Below are 17427 nucleotides of genomic sequence, written 5' to 3'. Positions count from 1 at the left end.
TGTGCACATGGTGCACCTCCTGGAACGGCCGGTGGAGCGTGGTCGTTCCAGGATGCGGGAAATTCCCGGCCACCGGGTGACCGCGGGGTGGCCCCGCGATGACGTTCGGTAACACTGTGCTCAGCGGAAGGCATTGCTCCCGGTGAGGGCCTTGCCGAGGGTGAGCTGGTGCACCTCGGCGGTGCCCTCGTAGGTGAGCACCGACTCCAGGTTGTTGGCGTGCCGCAGCACCGGGTAGTCCAGCGTGATCCCGTTGGCGCCCAGGATGGTCCGGCACTCGCGGGCGATGGCGATCGCCTCCCGGGTGCTGTTCAGCTTGCCTGCGCTCACCTGCTCGGCGGTGAGCTCGCCGCGGTCCTTGAGCCGCCCGAGGTGCAGGGCGAGCAGCTGCCCCTTGCCGTACTCCAGCGCCAGATCGGCGAGCTTCGCCTGGGTGAGCTGGTAGGCGGCGAGCGGCTTGTCGAAGACCTCGCGGCTGCGCGAATACTCGATCGCCGCGGCCAGGCAGTCGCGGGCCGCGCCGAGCGCGCCGAAGACGATGCCGAAGCGCGCCTCGCCCAGGCAGGCCAGCGGCGAGGAGAGCCCGCGCGAGCCGGGCAGCACCGCGTCGGCGGGCAGCCGGACCCCGTCGAAGTTCAGCTCGGCGGTGATCGAGGCGCGCAGCGAGAGCTTGCGGTGCATCTCCCTGGCCACGAAGCCGGGGGCGTCGGTGGGGACCAGGAAGCCGCGCACCACCGGGCGGCCGCCCTCCCGCTCGGGGTCGGTGTAGGCCCAGACCACCGCCACATCGGCGACCGAGCCGTTGGTGATCCACATCTTGGCGCCGTCCAGCACCCAGTCGTCGCCGTCCCGCTTGGCCCTGGTGCGCATGCCGCCGGGGTTGGAGCCGAAGTCCGGTTCGGTCAGCCCGAAGCAGCCGAGCAACTCGCCCGCGGCCATCCCGGGGAGCCACTGCTGCTTCTGCTCCTCGGAGCCGTAGCGGTGGATGGCGGTCATGGCCAGCGAGCCCTGCACCGAGACCATGCTCCGGATGCCGGAGTCCACCGCCTCCAGCTCCTGGCAGGCCAGGCCGTAGGCGGTGGCGGAGAGCCCGGCGCAGCCGTAGCCCTCCAGGTGCATGCCGAGCAGGCCGAGTTCGCCCAGCTCGGGGGCGAGTTCCCGGGCCGGGAAGGTGCCCGCCTCGAACCAGTCGGCGACGTGCGGGCGCAGCCGCCTGGCCGCGAAGGCGGCGACGGTGTCGCGGATCTCCCGCTCCTCCGGCCGCAACAGGGCGTCGATCGCGAACAATTCGTCCAGGGTCACGGGTGTGTCGGGCGCCATTCCGTCAGCGTAACGAGGCGGGCGGACGCACCCCCCGGAAAGGGGACGCCGGTGGCCGGTTCTAGGCTGGGGCCATGAGCGAGCTGGGATTCTCCACCCGCGCCGTGCACGCCGGGTTCGAGCCGGACCCGCAGACCGGCGCGGTGAACGTACCCATCTACGCGAGTTCGACCTTCGCCCAGGACGGGGTGGGAGGGTTGCGCGGCGGTTACGAGTACGCCCGCACCGGCAACCCGACCCGTACCGCGCTGGAGGCAAACCTCGCGGCCCTCGAGCTCGGCCGGTACGGCCGCGCCTTCGCCTCCGGGATGGCCGCGACCGACTGTGCGCTGCGGGCGCTGCTGCGCCCCGGCGACCACATCGTCATCCCGGACGACGCCTACGGCGGCACCTTCCGGCTGATCGACAAGGTGTTCACCCAGTGGGGCATCGAGCACTCGCCCGCGCACATCGCCGACCTGGACGCCGTCCGGGCCGCGGTGCGCCCGAACACCAAGCTGATCTGGGTCGAGACCCCGACCAACCCGCTGCTCACCATCGGTGACATCCCGGCGCTGGCCGACGTGGCGCACACCGCGGGCGCCAAGCTGGTGGTCGACAACACCTTCGCCACCCCGTACCTGCAGACCCCGCTCACCCTCGGCGCCGACATCGTGCTGCACTCCACCACCAAGTACCTGGGCGGGCACTCGGACGTGATCGGCGGCGCGCTGGTCACCGACGACGCCGAGACCGATCAGAAGTTCGCCTTCCTGCAGAACGGCGCGGGCGCGGTGCCCGGCCCGTTCGACGCCTACCTCACGCTGCGCGGCGCCAAGACGCTGGCGCTGCGCATGGAGCGGCACTGCGACAACGCCGAGCTGATCGCCGAGTTCCTCTCCCGGCACCCGGCCATCTCCACCGTCATCTACCCGGGGCTGCCCGAGCACGCCGGGCACGGCATCGCGGCCAAGCAGATGCGGCGCTTCGGCGGGATGCTCTCGGTGCGGCTGCACGGCGGCGAGGAGGCGGCGCGCCGGTTCTGCGCCGGGACGAAGGTCTTCACGCTGGCGGAGTCGCTGGGCGGGATCGAGTCGCTGATCGAGCACCCGGGCGCCATGACGCACGCCTCCACCGCGGGGTCGCAGCTGGAGGTCCCCGCCGACCTGGTGCGGCTCTCGGTCGGCATCGAGGACGCCGCCGACCTGCTCGCCGATGTCGAGCAGGCGCTCGCGCAGTAGGGATACCGGAACATGAACAAGCGGCCGCACTCGAGTGTCGAGTGCGGCCGCTGCTGTTCAGGCGGCCCGCTCGGGCGGGGGCGCGGCAGCGCGGGGCCGCCGCGCTCCGCGCCCCCGCGGCGCGGCTCAGCTGTGGTAGGGCTCCGCGCTGACCAGCGTCACCTTCATGGTGTTGCCGTTGGGCAGCGTGTACTCCCTGGTCTCGCCGACCTTGGCGTCGATGAGCGCGCCGCCGAGCGGCGAGTTCGGCGAGTAGGTCTCCAGGTCGGAGTGGCCCAGCCCCTCCTCGCGGGTGGCGATGAGGAAGGTCTCGGTGTCGGTCTCGTCGCCGTCGTAGTAGACCTTGACGACCGAGCCGGGCAGCGCGACGCCGGACTTGGTCGGCGCGACCCCGACCTTGGCGTTGTTCAGCAGTTCCTGCAGCTGCCGGATGCGGGCCTCCTGCTGGCCCTGCTCCTCCCGCGCCGCGTGGTAGCCGCCGTTCTCCTTGAGATCGCCTTCCTCGCGGCGCTCGTTGATCTCGGCGGCGATGACCGGACGGTTGGCGATGAGCGCGTCGAGTTCGCTCTTGAGCCTGTCGTGCGACTCCTGGGTCAGCCAGGTCACATTCTCGGTCATCTCGATCACTCCCTAGTAGTTGTTCCCGGCGCGCCGGGATTCCCTGAACACCGCTGCTGTACCCACCGGGGCAGGCGGGCACGCATCGGCCGACGGCTGGACGCGATCGCCAGGGGTGTCGTGCGTTCTGGAATCCACCGCGTTGGCCGCCAATGCAGCAAACACGGCTCCGGGTTCCGGAACCGTGTGTCAGGCTATTTTAGCATGACTCACAAATATGCAGGTCAAGTCGATTTTGCGCGCCGGGTTCAGCCCGCGCGCAGGTACCCCGGCACGCTGGTGGAGCAGGCGTAGACGCTGCCGGAGGCGGGCCGCGCGGAGGCACGGATCCGCGTGCCGACCTCGACCGTGCCGCTCTCCGATGGCAGCACCAGCACCTCGCGCCGCCCGGTCTCCTCGCCGTCGCGCGACATCGCCCGGACGATGCAGACCACCGGCTGCGCCGGATCGGCCCTGGTCACCTTGATCCGCAGGTCGAGGGTGGAGTCGTCGACGATGACGTAGCCGAGCTGCTCGGCCTCGACATCCTTCGGCCCGAACTTCTGGTACCCCAGGTAGCCGATGCCGACCCCGGCGGCGGCGACCAGCACGCCGAGCCCGGCGGCGACCCGGCGGCGGCCGGACACCCCGCTCCGGCGTGTGCCGTAGCGCTCGGCCCGGCGGGCGGCGCGCCGCTGCTCGTCCTGCGCGGCGTCCGCGCGCGCGTCCGGCTCGGTCATGGTCTCGGTGCTCCCGGGGGTGGTCGGAATACGACGGGGTCTGGATGGAACTATAGGGAAGCGAGGATCGGACGCCCACGGCACCGAGGACGAGACGGCGGAGAGCGCGAGGTAGAGACGGTGAGCGACGGAGTGAACAGGACGTGAGCGGGCTCCGGCTGATGGCGGTGCACGCGCACCCCGACGACGAGTCCTCCAAGGGCGCGGCGACGACGGCCAAGTACGCCGCCGAGGGCAACGAGGTACTGGTCGTCACGCTGACCGGCGGTGAGGCGGGCAGCATTCTCAACCCGGCCATGGACACGCCGGGGGTACTGGAGCGGATCCACGAGATCCGGCGCGAGGAGATGGCCGCCGCCGCGGCCGCGCTCGGGGTGCGGCAGACCTGGCTCGGCTTCGTGGATTCCGGGCTGCCGGAGGGTGATCCGCCGCCGCCGCTGCCGGAGGGCAGCTTCGCGCTGGTGCCGCTGGAGGAGGCGACCGAGGCGCTGGTGCGGGTGGTGCGGGAGTTCCGGCCGCACGTCATGACCACCTACGACGAGACCGGCGGGTACCCGCACCCCGACCACATCCGGTGCTACGAGGTCTCGGTGGCGGCGTTCGAGGCGGCCGGCGACCCGGAGCGGTTCCCGGACGCGGGCGAGCCGTGGACCCCGCTCAAGCTCTACTACAACCACGGCTTCAGCCTGCGCAGGCTGGAGCTCTTCGCCGAGGAGTACGACCGGCTCGGCGAGCCCTTCCCGCTGCAGGAGTGGCTGGACCGCTCGCGCAAGTACGCGGTGGAGCGCGGGGACGTGATGTCGCGGGTGACCACCCAGATCGAGTGCTCGGAGTACTTCCCGCAGCGCGACGGCGCGCTGCTCGCGCACGCCACCCAGATCGACCCGAACGGCGCCTTCTTCGCGATCCCGCTGGAGCTGCAGCGGCGGGTCTGGCCGACCGAGGAGTTCGAGCTCGCGCAGACCCGGGTCAAGACCGCGCTCCCGGAGAACGACCTGTTCGCCGGGATCGGGGACGAGCACCGGTGATGTCCGCGCTACCGCTCGTCACCGCGGTGCTCGCGCAGACGCCGGGCACCCCGACCGGGCCCGAGTTCGGCAAGGCGTCGCCGCTCGGGCTGATCATCGTGCTCGTGCTGCTGGCCGGGACGTTCCTGCTCATCCGCTCGATGAACCGGCACATCAAGAACCTGCCCGCGACCTTCGAGCCGGAGCATCCGGAGCCGGATCAGGAGGCCGACGACGGCACCGAGCACGGCATCACCCGCACCGAACCGGAGTCCGGCGGGAAGCGGCGCGAAGGGTCGGGCTGACCGACAATCCCGGCCTGCCTTGTCAACCCGGGCGGCTGTTCGGTGCGCGCCGCACAATTTCGGGTTCCCATTGGTGAGCGATGCGTATTCCGGGCGGCATCGCCTCGATCGACCAGAAGGATTCCCATGAACCGTGTGCAGGACCCCGCGATCGGCCGCATCGAGACGGAGACGGTGGTCGCCGCGATCGACCGCGCCCTCGACACCGCGGGTGCCGCGGTCGCCGCGCTGGAACCCGGATCGCTCGGCGCGGCCACGCTCTGCGCCGACTGGGATGTGCACACCCTGCTGGACCACCTGGTCGGCGTGATGTACGGCGCGGTGGCCGCGCTCAGCGACATCACCGCAGACACCGAGCTGCCCGATGACGTGCTGGGCTCCGACCCGCAGGGCGCCTTCGCCACCGCCGCCGAGCTGGATCGCGCCGCCTGGAGTCGTCCGGACGCGCTGGAGAGCGCGGTGCCGACGCCGCTCGGCGAGTTGCCCGGCCCGAGCGCGGCGCTCGCGCACCTGCTCGAGCTCGCGGTGCACGGGACCGATCTGGCGCTGGCCGTCGGGCGGCCGGAGCTGGCCGACGACGCGCTCTGTGCCGCGCTGCTGGATGCCGTCGTGGAGGCCGGTGGGCTGGATCCGTACCGGCAGCCGGGTTGGTTCGACGCGGCGGTGCCGGTGGCCGACGACGCCCCCGGACACGTACGGTTACTCGCCTACACTGGCCGCCGCGTCTGACAGCAGGTGTTAGCAGCTGTAACGGCCATCGACACTGGGGTGGGGAATGCGGGGCGAGAGCATTCGGGAGGCCCGTAAAGCGCGGGGATGGCCGGTGCCGGTGCTGATCGCGGCGCTCACCTCGGCCGCGGCTGAGCAGGGGCACAGCCTGATGTCCGCTCCGAGCCTGCGTATCGCGATCTCCCGATGGGAGAACGACAAGGTTCGTCCCGATGAGTTCCATTCGAGGTTGCTGTCCCGGGTTCTCGCGATTCCGTATGGCGGTGATCCGATCAGTGCGGGCACGGCCTACCAACGCGATGTCGTCGATGCGATCGGTCTGCTCGATGATCTGGCAGCGTTGGACGATGTGGCCACGGGCGACCTGCGGGCGGCACCGTTGACCGGAATCGCGGCGTCACAGGTCGTCACCGGGTATTTGTTCGGAGACTCCCCGGACCGCGTCCGGCCCGAGCCGGTGTTCGGTGTCGGTGCGGCACAGCGCATCCGTGATGTCACCGCCGAGATCACCGCGCAGGATTTCGAGCACGGCGGAGGACATGTCCACCCCGGTCTGCTCGAGTTCTTCAGGACCGATGTGGTTCCGGTACTGCACGCTGTTCACTCGGGACAGACCCGCCGGGAGGTCTTCGCGGCTGCCGCCGAGACCGTCCAGCTTCTGGGATGGAGCAGCTATGACGCAGGCCGTCATGCCGTTGCGTCACGGTACTTCGTGCAGGCGTTACGGCTCGCCCAGGAGGCAGGGGATCGTCTGCTGGGTGCGCAGATGCTGGGCAATCTGTCACATCAGGCGAACTTCCTCGGCCGTTTCGACGACGCCTTGATGTACGCGCGTGCCGCGCGCACATCGACGCACCACGGTGGAAGCGCGGTCGTGGAGACGATGTGCGTGATGATGGAAGCGCGTGCTCTGGCGAGCCTGTCCGACCGCCGTGAGGCCGTCGCGGCCATCGTGCGTGCCGAACAGTTGATCCAAGCTCCTCGCAGCGACGAACCGGCCTGGATCGCCTACTACGACCCATCCGAATTGGCAGGCGATTCCGCTCACTGCTTCCGTGACCTCGGCATGCCGATCGAAGCCGCCCGAGTCCTCGAAGCGGCTGTCGTCGACAGCACACCGGCGCGTACTGCCGCGTTCCTGGGGATGGTCGCCTCTGATGTCGCCGTGCTCGCCGGCGACCTCGACACGGCGAGCACGCTGGCGACCGAGGCGCTCACTCGCTCGACCGGACTACGTTCGGCACGTTTCGGTCGCTACGTCAGTGATTTTCGTCAGCGGCTGCCGCGTCACGTCGCCCGGCAGCGTCGTTTCGACGCTTTCCACGAGGGCCTCCGCCGCCACCGTGTGCCGACTTCCTGATCAGAACCCCCGCCACGGCGCGGCCAGGACACCGGTGCGGATGGTCTCGATCCGCTTGCGGTACTCGTCATGGATCCGACGGGAATGCTGGACGTTCTGGGCCAGCCAACTCACCATCTTGACCAGCTGGACTTCCCGTAGAACAGGCCAGCCCGACCAGGTGGTGACGTCGTAGCCGTACGCGGTGGCGAAGTCGTCATAGTGGCGCGGATCTCCCATTCCCACGCTGTATTCGGCCGCGATCTTCGCCAGGTCCCATTCCGCCGGACCCCACGCGAACGCCTCGAAGTCGAGCAATACCGGCCCGCTTTCGACGATCATCAGATTGCCGACGTGTGCGTCCCCGTGCACCGCCGCTGACGGCAGCTGGAAATGTAGCGAAGCCACGTCTCGCTCGAGGTGAGCCATCCGCTCGCGCAGCAGGTCGCTGTCGGCAGACGGAATCGGCGCTGTAGCCAACCGGGTCGCCACCCGGGGAAATGGCCGGACCTCGGGAAGATCGAACGCAGGTCGCTCCAAACCGTGCACAGTGCGCAACAGCGCACCCAGGGCGCGCGAGTCGTCCTCGTCACCGGGGCGGCCCGGCAGCGTCGCCCAGAACGTCACCGGGAATCCATCGACATCGAGCGGTTGCTCGCATCCGGTCTCGAAGACCGTCGCGGCCGCGACTCCCTGCGAAGCGAGCCAGCCGGCTACCGCAATCTCCTTGCGGACGTCCACTCGATACTCTGCTCGTCGCGCGATCCGGACTACCACCGGAGCCGAAAACAGCTGGTAGAGCACGTTTTCACCCAGTCGCAGCAGTGTCGCGCCCTTCGGGTCGAGGCCAGCTCGGTGGCACGCCTCGTGCAACGTTTTCTCAACGGTCTCGGGCAGAAACGGGGAACCGGCCACGCGCCCCAGCCTAGGACGAAGCCGGGGAGCGGCCTGTGTGCCCCCGCAAGCCGGTGCTACCAGGGCCAGGCGGTGCTACCAGCTGCTACCTAGCGACACGCCGGACTGCTCCACCACGGTGATGGCGTAGCCGTAGTTCCCGGCGGTGGCCGGTTGGGGCAAGGGCGGGACGTAGCGACAGGGGAACGCGATGGATTGGCTCACCGATTCGCGGACATTGCGCCGCGTGGCCGCCGGGCTGCGACGGCTCGACATTTATCCAGCCGCGTGTAAGTGGACGGACCCGCTGCGCGGACGGTCCCACGCCCACCACCTGATGGCCATTCACGCGGGGCACCGCTGTCCCCGGTACAGCATGGCCGTGGCGTACCTGGAACAGACGAGCTGGTCGTGATCGCGATCGGATGGGTAATCGTCGTTGGCTTACCGCTGGTCGTGCTGGCGCTGGCGGTGTGGTGGCCCGAACAAGACCGCGACGAAGACCCACCAGATGAGCCCTGACCAGAGAAGCGCGGCTGCGATGCCGGGCGCCGGACGGACAAGGGCTCCGGTACCCCGCACTGGAAGGACCCGTGCGGGGCCGGAACTGCAAGAACTACGAAACCAGCTCCATGGTCCCGCGCGGATCCCACGGCATGGGCCCGGTGGGGAAACCGAAGCGGATCATCCGGTGCGGCGCCGCCACCTCGATGTGCGCCACCGCGGGGGGCAGGAACCCGCTGAGCATCTTCTCCAGCAGCGCGTTCAACCCGGAGAGCCGCGGCCGCAGCCGCACCTGCCAGCACTCCACCTCCCCGGCGGGCACTTCGAGCACCGCCCGCTGCTCCACCTTGGCGGTCACCGGCACGTGCACCGAGAAGGCCAGCCAGAGCGCGAGCTCCGCCTCCAGCCCCTCGGTGAAGTCGAGCCCGCGGAGCAGGGTGAGCCCGCCGGCCAGCGGCATGAGGTCGGCCGGGAAGGGTGCTACGCCGCCGCCGAACTGCAGGTGCGTGGTGCCGACGAAGTTGGCCTCCTCGCGGCTCACCACGGTGCCGCCGGACCTGGTCTCGGCGCGGTAGCTGGCGGCGCGCAGCCGGTCGCCGACGCGCTGGAAGCGCTGCTCGACGGTCACCGCGAAGTCGCCGGAGCCGACCTGGGTGATCGTCCGGTACCCGTCGCGGTCGTGCCCGACCGCATTGACCAGCTCCTGCGCGGAGGGCTGGTTCGCCACCCGCACGCTGTAGACCGACTTCTCCCCGTCGGGGATAAGAGGATCGCGGAACACGGTGTCGATCATGACTTTCCCCCCGAAGCCGCCGTCTCGAAGACGCGCTGCAGCACCGTGACGTACCGCTGTACCGATTCGTGCGCCACCGGGGTGTCCGGGTAGATGACGCTCAGCGTGGTCTCGGTGGCCAGCCGGTTGATCCAGATCAGAACCTGCTCCGAGGCAGCCCGATTGGCGTAGAGACCCGCCGAGGCCGCGTCGAAGAACTCGTTGCCGAGCAGCTCCCTGGCATCCACGAAGGAGATCATGGGGCAGGACCAGCCGGGCTTCAGGTCCAGGTCGGAGTCGGCGGGCAGCAGCTCCACCACGCGCTGGAACGAGGTGGGCGCCAGCCGGAGCCCGTTCTCGTAGGCGTGCTGGGCCAGCTTGACCACCCGGTCGAACGAGGTGGCGCCGAGCGGGAAGGCGACCGGGAGCAGCGTCACGTACCAGCCGACCGAGGCGCGCTCCGCGAGGCTGCTGCGCGTGCTCACCGGGGTCATGCCGAAGTAGTAGTCGCTGTCGATCAGCTCCCGCTCGACCAGCGCGGCGGCGGCGAAGATGCCGCCGACGAACTCGGCGCCATTGGCCCGGCAGCGCTGCTCGAAGCGGGATGCCGTGTCCTCGTCGAAGAGCGTCACCGTGCGGTGCGCGCTGCGGTTGTAGCCGTCCGTGCGCTTCCCCAGGTCGAGCGGGAAGGACGGCAGCCTGCCCTCGTTGCCGCGGATGAGCTCCAGCCACTTGCGCACGCCGGGCGAGGTCAGCGACATCTGCCCGGTGTAGGCGCGCTCGGCGGTGCAGTAGGCCAGGTAGCTGGCGGCCGGTTCCAGCATGTCGGGGGCGTCCGGCCAGACCTCGCGGGTGTAGAGCATGGCGAGGTCGAAGCCGGAGAGGTACTGCCCGAAGCCGTCGGTGTGCAGGTGGTCGACGGCGAGGTAGACGGTGGTCGACTCCGCCCGCTCGATCGCGCCGAAGGTGAAGCAGTCCCACTCGAACGGCCCCGGCGTGGTCTTCTGCACGTGCTCCCGGACGGTGGCCGGGTCGTCGACCCGGCCGTGCTCCACCGGGACGAACTCCACGTCCTCCGCGGGCACCAGGTGCCGCTGGACGGCGCCGCCCTCGATCCGGAACCAGGTCCGGAAGGTGTCGTGCCGCTGCAGGAAGGCGTTGACCGCGGTGGTCATGGCCGCCCGGTTCAGCTCGCCGGTCGGGATCTCCGCTGTCACCAGGCAGAGCCCGGAGTAGCGGAACTCCGCCGCGGCGTGCTGCGCGGCCGCCTTCAGGTACTGCTCCTGCTGGTGCGAGGGCGGGGCCGGGTGGGCCGGCGCCCGCCCGGCCCGCGCCACCGACTCCGGTGACGCGGTCCAGGTGGTCAGCCGGCCCGGTGCCGGTGCCCAGTCGTCGATCAGGCCGAATTCGACCATGGTGCAACCTCGTTTCGACGGGTGCCGGTCACGATGGCGCGCCCACCGGCACCGGCTCGGCCGCGGCCTCGGCGATCAGCTTCGACGGGTCCAGCCCGCCGCCGCTCGCCGACTCCGCGGCCAGGATCAGCTCGGCCACCTTCGGCCCGGCCTGCTCCAGGCTGAACGAGCGCCCCATCTGCAGCGACATCAGGTCGATGCCGAGCGTTTTGGTGACCCGGGCGCCGAGCTCGACCGCCATCAGCGAGTCCAGCCCCAGCTCGGGCACCGGGACCGTCATGTCGATGGACTCCACCGGCACCCCCATGACGACCGCGAGCTCCTCGGCCATCTTGCGGGCGACGAAGGCGCCGCGCTTGCCCTCCTCGATGGCGGCCACCTCGGCGCGCAGCTGCGCCAGCTCCGAGGTGTCCTTCGCCGAGACCTGGGCCAGCGCGATGGTGCGGCCGGTCCGGGTGAGCTGCGGGAAGGTGCCGGTGAGCTTGGACCAGTCGGTCGGGATGATCCCGGCCCTCGGGTCGCCGAGGCGCAGTGTCTGCTCCAGGTAGGCGGTGGCGTCGGCCATGTCGAGCGGGTCGAAGCCGACCAGGTCGAGGTACTTGACCGCGGTCTCGTCGGCCGCCATGCCGCCGGTGGCGCCGGAGAGGTGCCCCCAGCCGATGCAGAGCGCCCGCTCGCCGCCCCGCGCCCACTCCTGCGCCATGGTCTCCACCGCGACATTGGCGGCGCAGTAGTTGTACTGGCCGTAGATGCCGTACATGGAGCCGCCGGAGGAGCAGAGCACGAACATGTCCAGGGTGATCCCGGCCTCCGCCACGGCCCGGTGCAGCACCCGGGCGCCGTGCACCTTGGGCCGGTACACGATGTCGAGCTCGCGGTAGGTCATGGCGGCGAGGCGGTTGTCCGCCACCGAGCCCGCCGCGTGGAACACGCCGCGCAGCGGGTGCTCGGCGGTGTGCGCCCTGGCCACGATGGCCGCGACCGCGGCGGCGTCGGTGATGTCCGCGCGCTCGTCGACCACCTCGACCCCGGCGGCGTGCCAGGCCTCCAGCTGCCGGTGCGCCTCGTCGGTGCTCGGACCGCCGCGGCTGACCAGGACCAGCCTGCGGACCCCGCGCAGCGAGAGCCAGCGCCCGATCGCCATGCCGAAGCCGCCGAAGCCGCCGGTGATGAGGTACGTTCCCGCCGCGTCGAATTCGACCTCCGGCAGGTACGGCCGGACCGCGGGCAGCGGGGAGTCGATGCGCAGCGCGATGCGGCTCAGCCCGGTGGAGCGGATGGTCTCCTCGAAGGCGCTCGCCACCTCGTCGGTCTCGAAGGAGCGGTAGGGCAGCGGGGTGTAGGTGCCCGCCAGCACCTTCTCGTAGACCCGCTGCAGCAGCGAGATGAGCCGCTGGGCGTCCACCGCGACCAGGCGGTCCAGGTCCATGGAGAAGTAGGCCACGTTCTTGTCGAAGTTGGCCAGCTCCAGCAGGCCGCCGGTGTAGATGTCGGCCTTGCCCACCTCGACGATGCGGCCGAACTCGGCCACCGCGTTGAAGTTCTGCCGCAGGATCTCGCCGGGCGCGCTGCTCAGCACCACCTCGACGCCCTTGCCGCCGGTGATCTCCAGGACGTCGTCCACGAAGTTCAGCGAGCGGGAGTCGATGGCGTGGTCGGCGCCGAGCGAGAGGACGTGCGCCCGCCGCTCGTCGGTGCTGGCGGTGCCGATGATCCGCGCCCCGCGGTCCTTGGCGACCTGGATGGCCGCGGTGCCGACGCCGCCGGCGGCGCCGTGGATGAGCACCCACTCGCCCGGCTCGATCCGGGCCAGGTCGTGCAGCGCGTACTCGGCGGTGCCGAAGGCGATGGTGCTGGTGCAGTAGCCGGGGTCGGCGTCGGCGGGCAGCGGGATGGCCCGGTTCCGGTCGGCCAGTACGTAGCGCTGCATCATGCCCTTGGTGGCGATGGCGACCTGGTCGCCGACGGCGATGTCGGTGATGCCGGAGCCGACCCGCACCACCTCGCCGACGCCCTCCATGCCGGGCACGGTGCCGAAGTAGGTGGGGGCCAGCTCGCGCTCGCCGAGCAGCCCGATCACCTTGAGCGGGTCCTTGTAGTTCAGCCCGATGACCTTCATCCGGACCTCGACCTGGTCGGCGCCTGGCTCCGGCCGGGGGCACTCGCGCCAGGCCAGTCCGGAGAGCACCCTGGTGCGCGGCATCTCCAGCGCGAAGTTGGCCTCCGGGTCGGTGAGCGGGGCCGCGGTGTCGAGCGCCTCCAGGCGGTCCGGGAGCGGCTTGGTCACCAGCGGGGCCCAGCGGGTGCCGGACCGCAGCGCGACCTCGTCCAGGTTGTCGTTCCAGAAGGCGCCGGGGACGGCCAGCTCGGTGACGAGATCGGCGGTCTCGGTGGCGGGTTCGACATCGATGAGCCGCCAGCGCAGCGTGGTCTGCTCGTTGAGCAGCACGCGGCGGGCACCGGCCAGCGCGGCCTGGCTGGTATCCGGCAGCGCCGGGTTGTCCGGGATGGCGAAGGCGTGCTCGGTGACCAGCGTGACGTGGCACTCGCCGTCGCCGAAGACGCTGCCCGGCCCCTGCTGCTCGGCGTCGGCCGGGTGCGCGAAGGCGTCGATGGCGACCGCGACCTGCTCCAGCGTCCAGAGGTCGGCGACGTCGTCCTCGACGGCGCCGGCGACCACCACCACGTGCAGCCGCTCGGTGCCGTCCGCGCGGGTGGCCGCGAGGGTGTCGGCGAGCCCGGCGGCGGGCTCCTCGCCGGGCAGCCCGGCCAGGTGCAGCCGGGCGCCGGGGACCGCCTCGGCCAGTGCCTCGGCGCGGCTGTTGGTGCCGCCGAGCGCGACCACGACGGTGCTCACCGAGTCCTGCGGCAGGGCGGTGGGGTCGAGCGGGTCGCGCTGCTCCATGGTCTCGACGTAGAAGAAGTCGGCCATCCGGCGCAGGGGGTCCTGGCCGGGGGTGAGCGCGCCGATCTGCAGCCCGCTCAGCCGCATGACCAGGTTGTGGTCGTCGTCCAGCAGGTCGACGTCGGCGCGCAGCTTCGCCTTGGGATCGCGCCGGGCGACCACGGTGACCCGCTCCGGCAGCGGCGCGACCAGGCGCGCCGCCGCGACCCCGACCGGCACCAGCGTGCCCTCGTCGATCCTCGACTCGGCGAAGAGCAGCGCCGCGGTCTGCATGGCGGCGTCCACCACGGCGGGGTGCGCCAGGTGGCCGGAGCCGGCGGCGATCGAGCCGTCGACGGTGGCGACCACCGCGTCCTGCCCGACGCGGGCGGTGAGCACCCGCTGGAAGGCGGGGCCGTACTGCAGCCCGGCCGCGGCCAGCCCGGTGTAGAACATGGCCGGGTCGACATCGACGCCGACCGCGATCTCCGGCACCTCGACCTTGGTCTGCCGGTGGCTGCCGGTGAGCGTGCGGCCGGTGGCGTGCAGCGTCCAGGCGGTGCCGGTGGCCGAGCGGGAGCGGATGACGAAGCGGCCGCTGGCCTCCTCGATGGTCAGCGCGAGCAGCGGGGTGTCCGGGGCGCCCATGATGAGCGGGGCGACGAAGCGCACCTGCTCCAGCGCGACCCGGTCCACGCCGAGCCGCTTGGCGGTGGCGCTGAGCGCCGCGTCCAGGTAGGCCGCGCCCGGCATGATCTTGATGTTGTTGACCACGTGATCGGCGAGCCAGGGCAGCAGCTCGGTGCCGACCTGCAGCAGGTAGTCCGGCCTGCCCTCGACATCCGGGTCGCCGAGCATGGCGTAGCCGCCCGGCGTGCCGAGCCGGGCCTGCTCGAAGAGCGGCAGCGCGGAGTGCAGCCGGGTGCGCTGCCACGGGTAGCGCGGCAGCGGGGTGTGCGGCACCGCGCCGTCCGCGGCCGGGAAGAGCGCGTCCAGGTCGAGCACGCCCGCGCCGTACAGCCCGATCAGGGTGCGGCGCAGGCTCTCCGAGTCGGGCTGCTTGCGGTCCAGCGTCGGCACCGTGGTGCCGTTGACGTCGGCGCCGAGCAGGATCTCCCGGATATTGCCGGAGAGCACCGGGTGCGGGCCGACCTCGAGGAAGACCCGGCGCTCGGCGATCAGCTTCGCGATGGCGTCGGCGAAGCGCACCGGCTCGCGGACATTGGCGCACCAGTACTCGGCGTCCCAGTCCGGGCCGGTCACCTCGTCGCCGGTGACCGAGGAGTACAGCGGGATCGTCGGCTGCTGCGGATCGAGCTGGGCCAGCACCGTGCGCAGCTCGTCCAGGATCGGGTCCATGAGGCGGCTGTGGTAGGGCACCTCGACCCGCAGGCGGCGCGCGAAAACGCCGTCCTCGGTGAGCTTCTCGGCGATCTCGTCGAGCCGGTCGATATCGCCGGAGAGGGTGAGCGAGCTCGCGCTGTTGATGGCGGCGATATCCACCCGCGGATCGTCCGCGACCAGCTCGCGGGCCTGGTCGGCGCCGAGCCCGACGGCGAGCATGCCGCCGGTGCCCGCGGTGGTGGCCTGCAGCCGGGCGCGGTGGTAGGCCACCAGCACGGCGTCGCGCAGCGAGAGCACCCCGCTGACGTAGGCCGCGGAGACCTCGCCGACGCTGTGCCCCACGATGGCGGCGGGCGCGATGCCGTACTGCGCCAGCTCGCGGACCAGCGCCACCTGCACCAGGAAGTTGGCGGGCTGCGCCACCTCGGTGCTGGTGACCCTGGACTCCTCCTCGGGCTTCAGCAGCTCCTCGATGATCGACCACCCCGCGAGCGCGCGGAACTCGTCGTCGATCTCCTTCGCCGCCTCCGCGAAGGGCCCCTCGGTGGAGAGCAGTTCGCGCGCCATGCCCCACCACTGCGGGCCCATGCCGGAGAAGACGAAGACCGGCTCGGTGGTGCGGGCCACGATGGTGCGCACCGCGTCCCTGCCCTCGCCGCCCGCGAAGGCGCGCAGCTCGCGCACCAGGTCGTCGGTGTCGCCGAGCAGCATGCCGGTGCGGTGCTGGTGGTGGGCCATCCGGGTCCAGGCGGCCTCGGCCAGCCGGGCCGGGTCGGCGCCGCCGGTGATCAGGTCGGCGAAGCGGCCTGCCAGTGCGCGGGCCGCCGCGGTGCCGCGGGCCGAGATCGGCAGCACGCCGTAGTGCTTGGGCTCGCGGGCGGGCTCGACCACGGTGGCGGGCCGGTACTCCTGCAGGATGGCGTGCGCGTTGGTGCCGCCGTAGCCGAAGCCGTTGACCGCGATCGACATCGGCGGGGCGTCCGCGGGCAGCGGCTCGGCCTCGGTCTGGACGTGCAGCCCCAGCTCGTCGAAGGGGATGTCCGGGTTGGGCTGCTCGATCCAGCCCTGCGGCGGGATCGTGCGGTGCTTGATCGCGAGCGCGGCCTTGATCACGCTGGCGACGCCGGCGGCCGCCTCGGTGTGGCCGATGGTCGACTTCACCGAGCCGACGCCGAGCGATTCGGTGCGCCCGGATGGCGAGCCGAAGACCCGCCCCAGCGCGCGCAGCTCGACCGGGTCGCCGACCAGGGTGCCGGTGCCGTGCGCCTCCACGTAGGTGATCGACTCCGGGGCCAGCCCGGAGCGCACGCACACCTGGCGGGCCAGCGACTCCTGCGAGTCCACGTTCGGCACGGTGATGGCGGTGGTGCGGCCGTCCTGGTTCGAACCGGTGGCCTTGACCACGGCGTAGATCCGGTCGCCGTCGCGCACCGCGTCGTCCAGCTTCTTCAGCGCCACCATGCCCGCGCCCTCGCCGCGGCCGTAGCCGTCGGCGGAGGCGTCGAAGGACTTGCAGCGGCCGTCGGTCGCCAGGAAGCCGCCCTTGCACATGAGGACGAAGGTCTCCGGCTGCAGCATAACGTTCACGCCACCGGCCAGCGCCACCTCGCAGTCGCCGTTCGCCAGCGCCTGGCAGGCCAGGTGGAAGGCGACCAGCGACGACGAGCACGCCGTGTCCACGGTGATCGCGGGCCCGACCAGGTTGAGCGCGTACGCGATCCGGTTCGAGAGCATGGTGTACGAGGCGCTGGCCGGGGTGTGCATATCGGTGTGGAACAGCGCGGGGCCGACCACGCCGATCACCGACTGGTCGACCACGAAGCCGCCCACGTACACGCCGACCGAGTTGCCTGCCGCGTGCCGCGCGATCCCGGCGTCGTCCAGCGCCTCCCAGGTGACCTCGAGCATGAGCCGCTGCTGCGGGTCGAGCACGGTGGCCTCGCGCGGCGAGATGCCGAAGAAGTCCGGGTCGAACTCCCACGGATCGGTGGTCATGAAGGCGCCGTGCTTGGTGTAGCTGCGCCCGGGCGTCCGCGGCTCCGGGTCGTAGTAGCGGCGGTAGTCCCATCGGTCCGCGGGCATCTCGACGACACCGTCCCGCTTGTCCAGGACGAAATCCCAGAAAGTGTCCGGTGAATCGATTCCACCTGCAAAACGGCAACCGATGCCGACAATAGCGATATCCGACATGCACATCCTCCCGAGCCGGATTGATTCGAGCGCCATCCATTTCGGGCGACTCGTGAAATTGGCCTGCGCAGCTGGCGACTGGGGTCAGCGTAACCACGCTCACAGGTGCCGCTCGATGTTTCAGGGACACTTCACAACACGGTCTCGAAATGGTTGTGGAATCTCGA

At 71.0% G+C, this 17427-nt stretch carries 12 protein-coding genes; 5 read left to right on the top strand and 7 right to left on the bottom strand.

Going from position 1 to position 17427, the window contains the following annotated elements:
* Positions 1-120: 120 nt before the first annotated feature.
* The gene (locus AB0H71_RS23965) at positions 121-1320 is read right to left on the bottom strand and encodes an acyl-CoA dehydrogenase family protein (protein WP_357024904.1); all 1200 of its coding nucleotides are present in this window, start codon (positions 1318-1320) and stop codon (positions 121-123) included.
* 74 nt (positions 1321-1394) lie between these two features.
* On the opposite strand from AB0H71_RS23965, the gene AB0H71_RS23960 reads away from it, so the two are divergent.
* A complete protein-coding gene (locus AB0H71_RS23960; protein WP_357024901.1) occupies positions 1395-2540 on the top strand; it encodes a cystathionine gamma-synthase in 1146 nt (381 codons plus the stop codon).
* 126 nt (positions 2541-2666) lie between these two features.
* On the opposite strand, the gene greA is transcribed toward AB0H71_RS23960, so the two are convergent.
* Together greA and AB0H71_RS23950 are read right to left on the bottom strand one after the other, a co-directional pair.
* Positions 2667-3158, bottom strand: coding sequence for a transcription elongation factor GreA (greA, locus tag AB0H71_RS23955; RefSeq protein ID WP_067653570.1), 492 nt, complete (start codon positions 3156-3158; stop codon positions 2667-2669).
* 248 nt (positions 3159-3406) lie between these two features.
* Entirely contained in the window at positions 3407-3877 is a 471-nt protein-coding gene (locus tag AB0H71_RS23950) for a DUF4307 domain-containing protein (RefSeq protein WP_357024898.1), read from the bottom strand.
* A 143-nt stretch (positions 3878-4020) separates the two neighbouring features.
* Between AB0H71_RS23950 and mca the strand changes: the two genes are divergently transcribed.
* From mca to AB0H71_RS23930, 4 genes are all read left to right on the top strand, one after another.
* Positions 4021-4905: a mycothiol conjugate amidase Mca gene (gene mca / locus AB0H71_RS23945; protein ID WP_357024895.1), complete on the top strand. Its 885-nt coding sequence runs from the start codon at positions 4021-4023 to the stop codon at positions 4903-4905.
* The gene (locus AB0H71_RS23940; RefSeq protein WP_067653009.1) at positions 4905-5189 is read left to right on the top strand and encodes a hypothetical protein; all 285 of its coding nucleotides are present in this window, start codon (positions 4905-4907) and stop codon (positions 5187-5189) included. The genes mca and AB0H71_RS23940 overlap by 1 nt, the downstream gene beginning before the upstream one ends.
* 126 nt (positions 5190-5315) lie before the next feature.
* Entirely contained in the window at positions 5316-5918 is a 603-nt protein-coding gene (locus tag AB0H71_RS23935; RefSeq protein ID WP_357024891.1) for a TIGR03086 family metal-binding protein, read from the top strand.
* 94 nt (positions 5919-6012) lie between these two features.
* The gene (locus tag AB0H71_RS23930; RefSeq protein ID WP_357024889.1) at positions 6013-7278 is read left to right on the top strand and encodes a hypothetical protein; all 1266 of its coding nucleotides are present in this window, start codon (positions 6013-6015) and stop codon (positions 7276-7278) included.
* On the opposite strand, the gene AB0H71_RS23925 is transcribed toward AB0H71_RS23930, so the two are convergent.
* The 4 genes from AB0H71_RS23925 to AB0H71_RS23910 form a co-directional block, all read right to left on the bottom strand.
* A complete protein-coding gene (locus AB0H71_RS23925; protein ID WP_357024886.1) occupies positions 7279-8172 on the bottom strand; it encodes an aminoglycoside phosphotransferase family protein in 894 nt (297 codons plus the stop codon).
* A gap of 595 nt (positions 8173-8767) precedes the next feature.
* Positions 8768-9448 carry a hypothetical protein gene (locus AB0H71_RS23920; RefSeq protein WP_357024883.1) on the bottom strand — a complete coding sequence of 227 codons (681 nt, stop codon included), beginning with the start codon at positions 9446-9448 and terminating at the stop codon, positions 8768-8770.
* Positions 9445-10842: a condensation domain-containing protein gene (locus tag AB0H71_RS23915; protein WP_357024880.1), complete on the bottom strand. Its 1398-nt coding sequence runs from the start codon at positions 10840-10842 to the stop codon at positions 9445-9447. The genes AB0H71_RS23920 and AB0H71_RS23915 overlap by 4 nt, the downstream gene beginning before the upstream one ends.
* Before the next feature lie 28 nt (positions 10843-10870).
* The gene (locus AB0H71_RS23910; RefSeq protein WP_357024877.1) at positions 10871-17260 is read right to left on the bottom strand and encodes an SDR family NAD(P)-dependent oxidoreductase; all 6390 of its coding nucleotides are present in this window, start codon (positions 17258-17260) and stop codon (positions 10871-10873) included.
* Between the last annotated feature and the right edge of the window lie 167 nt (positions 17261-17427).

It is taken from the genome of Nocardia sp. NPDC050697 (assembly GCF_040654395.1).
In the GTDB taxonomy this organism is placed as follows: domain Bacteria; phylum Actinomycetota; class Actinomycetes; order Mycobacteriales; family Mycobacteriaceae; genus Nocardia.
The sequence above is the reverse complement of the archived record's forward strand: the minus strand, read 5'-3'. Positions and strand labels throughout refer to the sequence as shown.

Bases quoted from the DNA above. Each gene is read 5' to 3' on its own strand.
- AB0H71_RS23960 (WP_357024901.1), top strand. From the start codon at position 1,395: ATGAGCGAGCTGGGATTCTCCACCCGCGCCGTGCACGCCGGGTTCGAG.
- AB0H71_RS23935 (WP_357024891.1), top strand. From the start codon at position 5,316: ATGAACCGTGTGCAGGACCCCGCGATCGGCCGCATCGAGACGGAGACG.
- AB0H71_RS23920 (WP_357024883.1), bottom strand. From the start codon at position 9,448: ATGATCGACACCGTGTTCCGCGATCCTCTTATCCCCGACGGGGAGAAG.
- AB0H71_RS23910 (WP_357024877.1), bottom strand. From the start codon at position 17,260: ATGTCGGATATCGCTATTGTCGGCATCGGTTGCCGTTTTGCAGGTGGA.
- AB0H71_RS23940 (WP_067653009.1), top strand. From the start codon at position 4,905: ATGTCCGCGCTACCGCTCGTCACCGCGGTGCTCGCGCAGACGCCGGGC.
- AB0H71_RS23950 (WP_357024898.1), bottom strand. From the start codon at position 3,877: ATGACCGAGCCGGACGCGCGCGCGGACGCCGCGCAGGACGAGCAGCGG.
- AB0H71_RS23915 (WP_357024880.1), bottom strand. From the start codon at position 10,842: ATGGTCGAATTCGGCCTGATCGACGACTGGGCACCGGCACCGGGCCGG.
- greA (WP_067653570.1), bottom strand. From the start codon at position 3,158: ATGACCGAGAATGTGACCTGGCTGACCCAGGAGTCGCACGACAGGCTC.
- AB0H71_RS23965 (WP_357024904.1), bottom strand. From the start codon at position 1,320: ATGGCGCCCGACACACCCGTGACCCTGGACGAATTGTTCGCGATCGAC.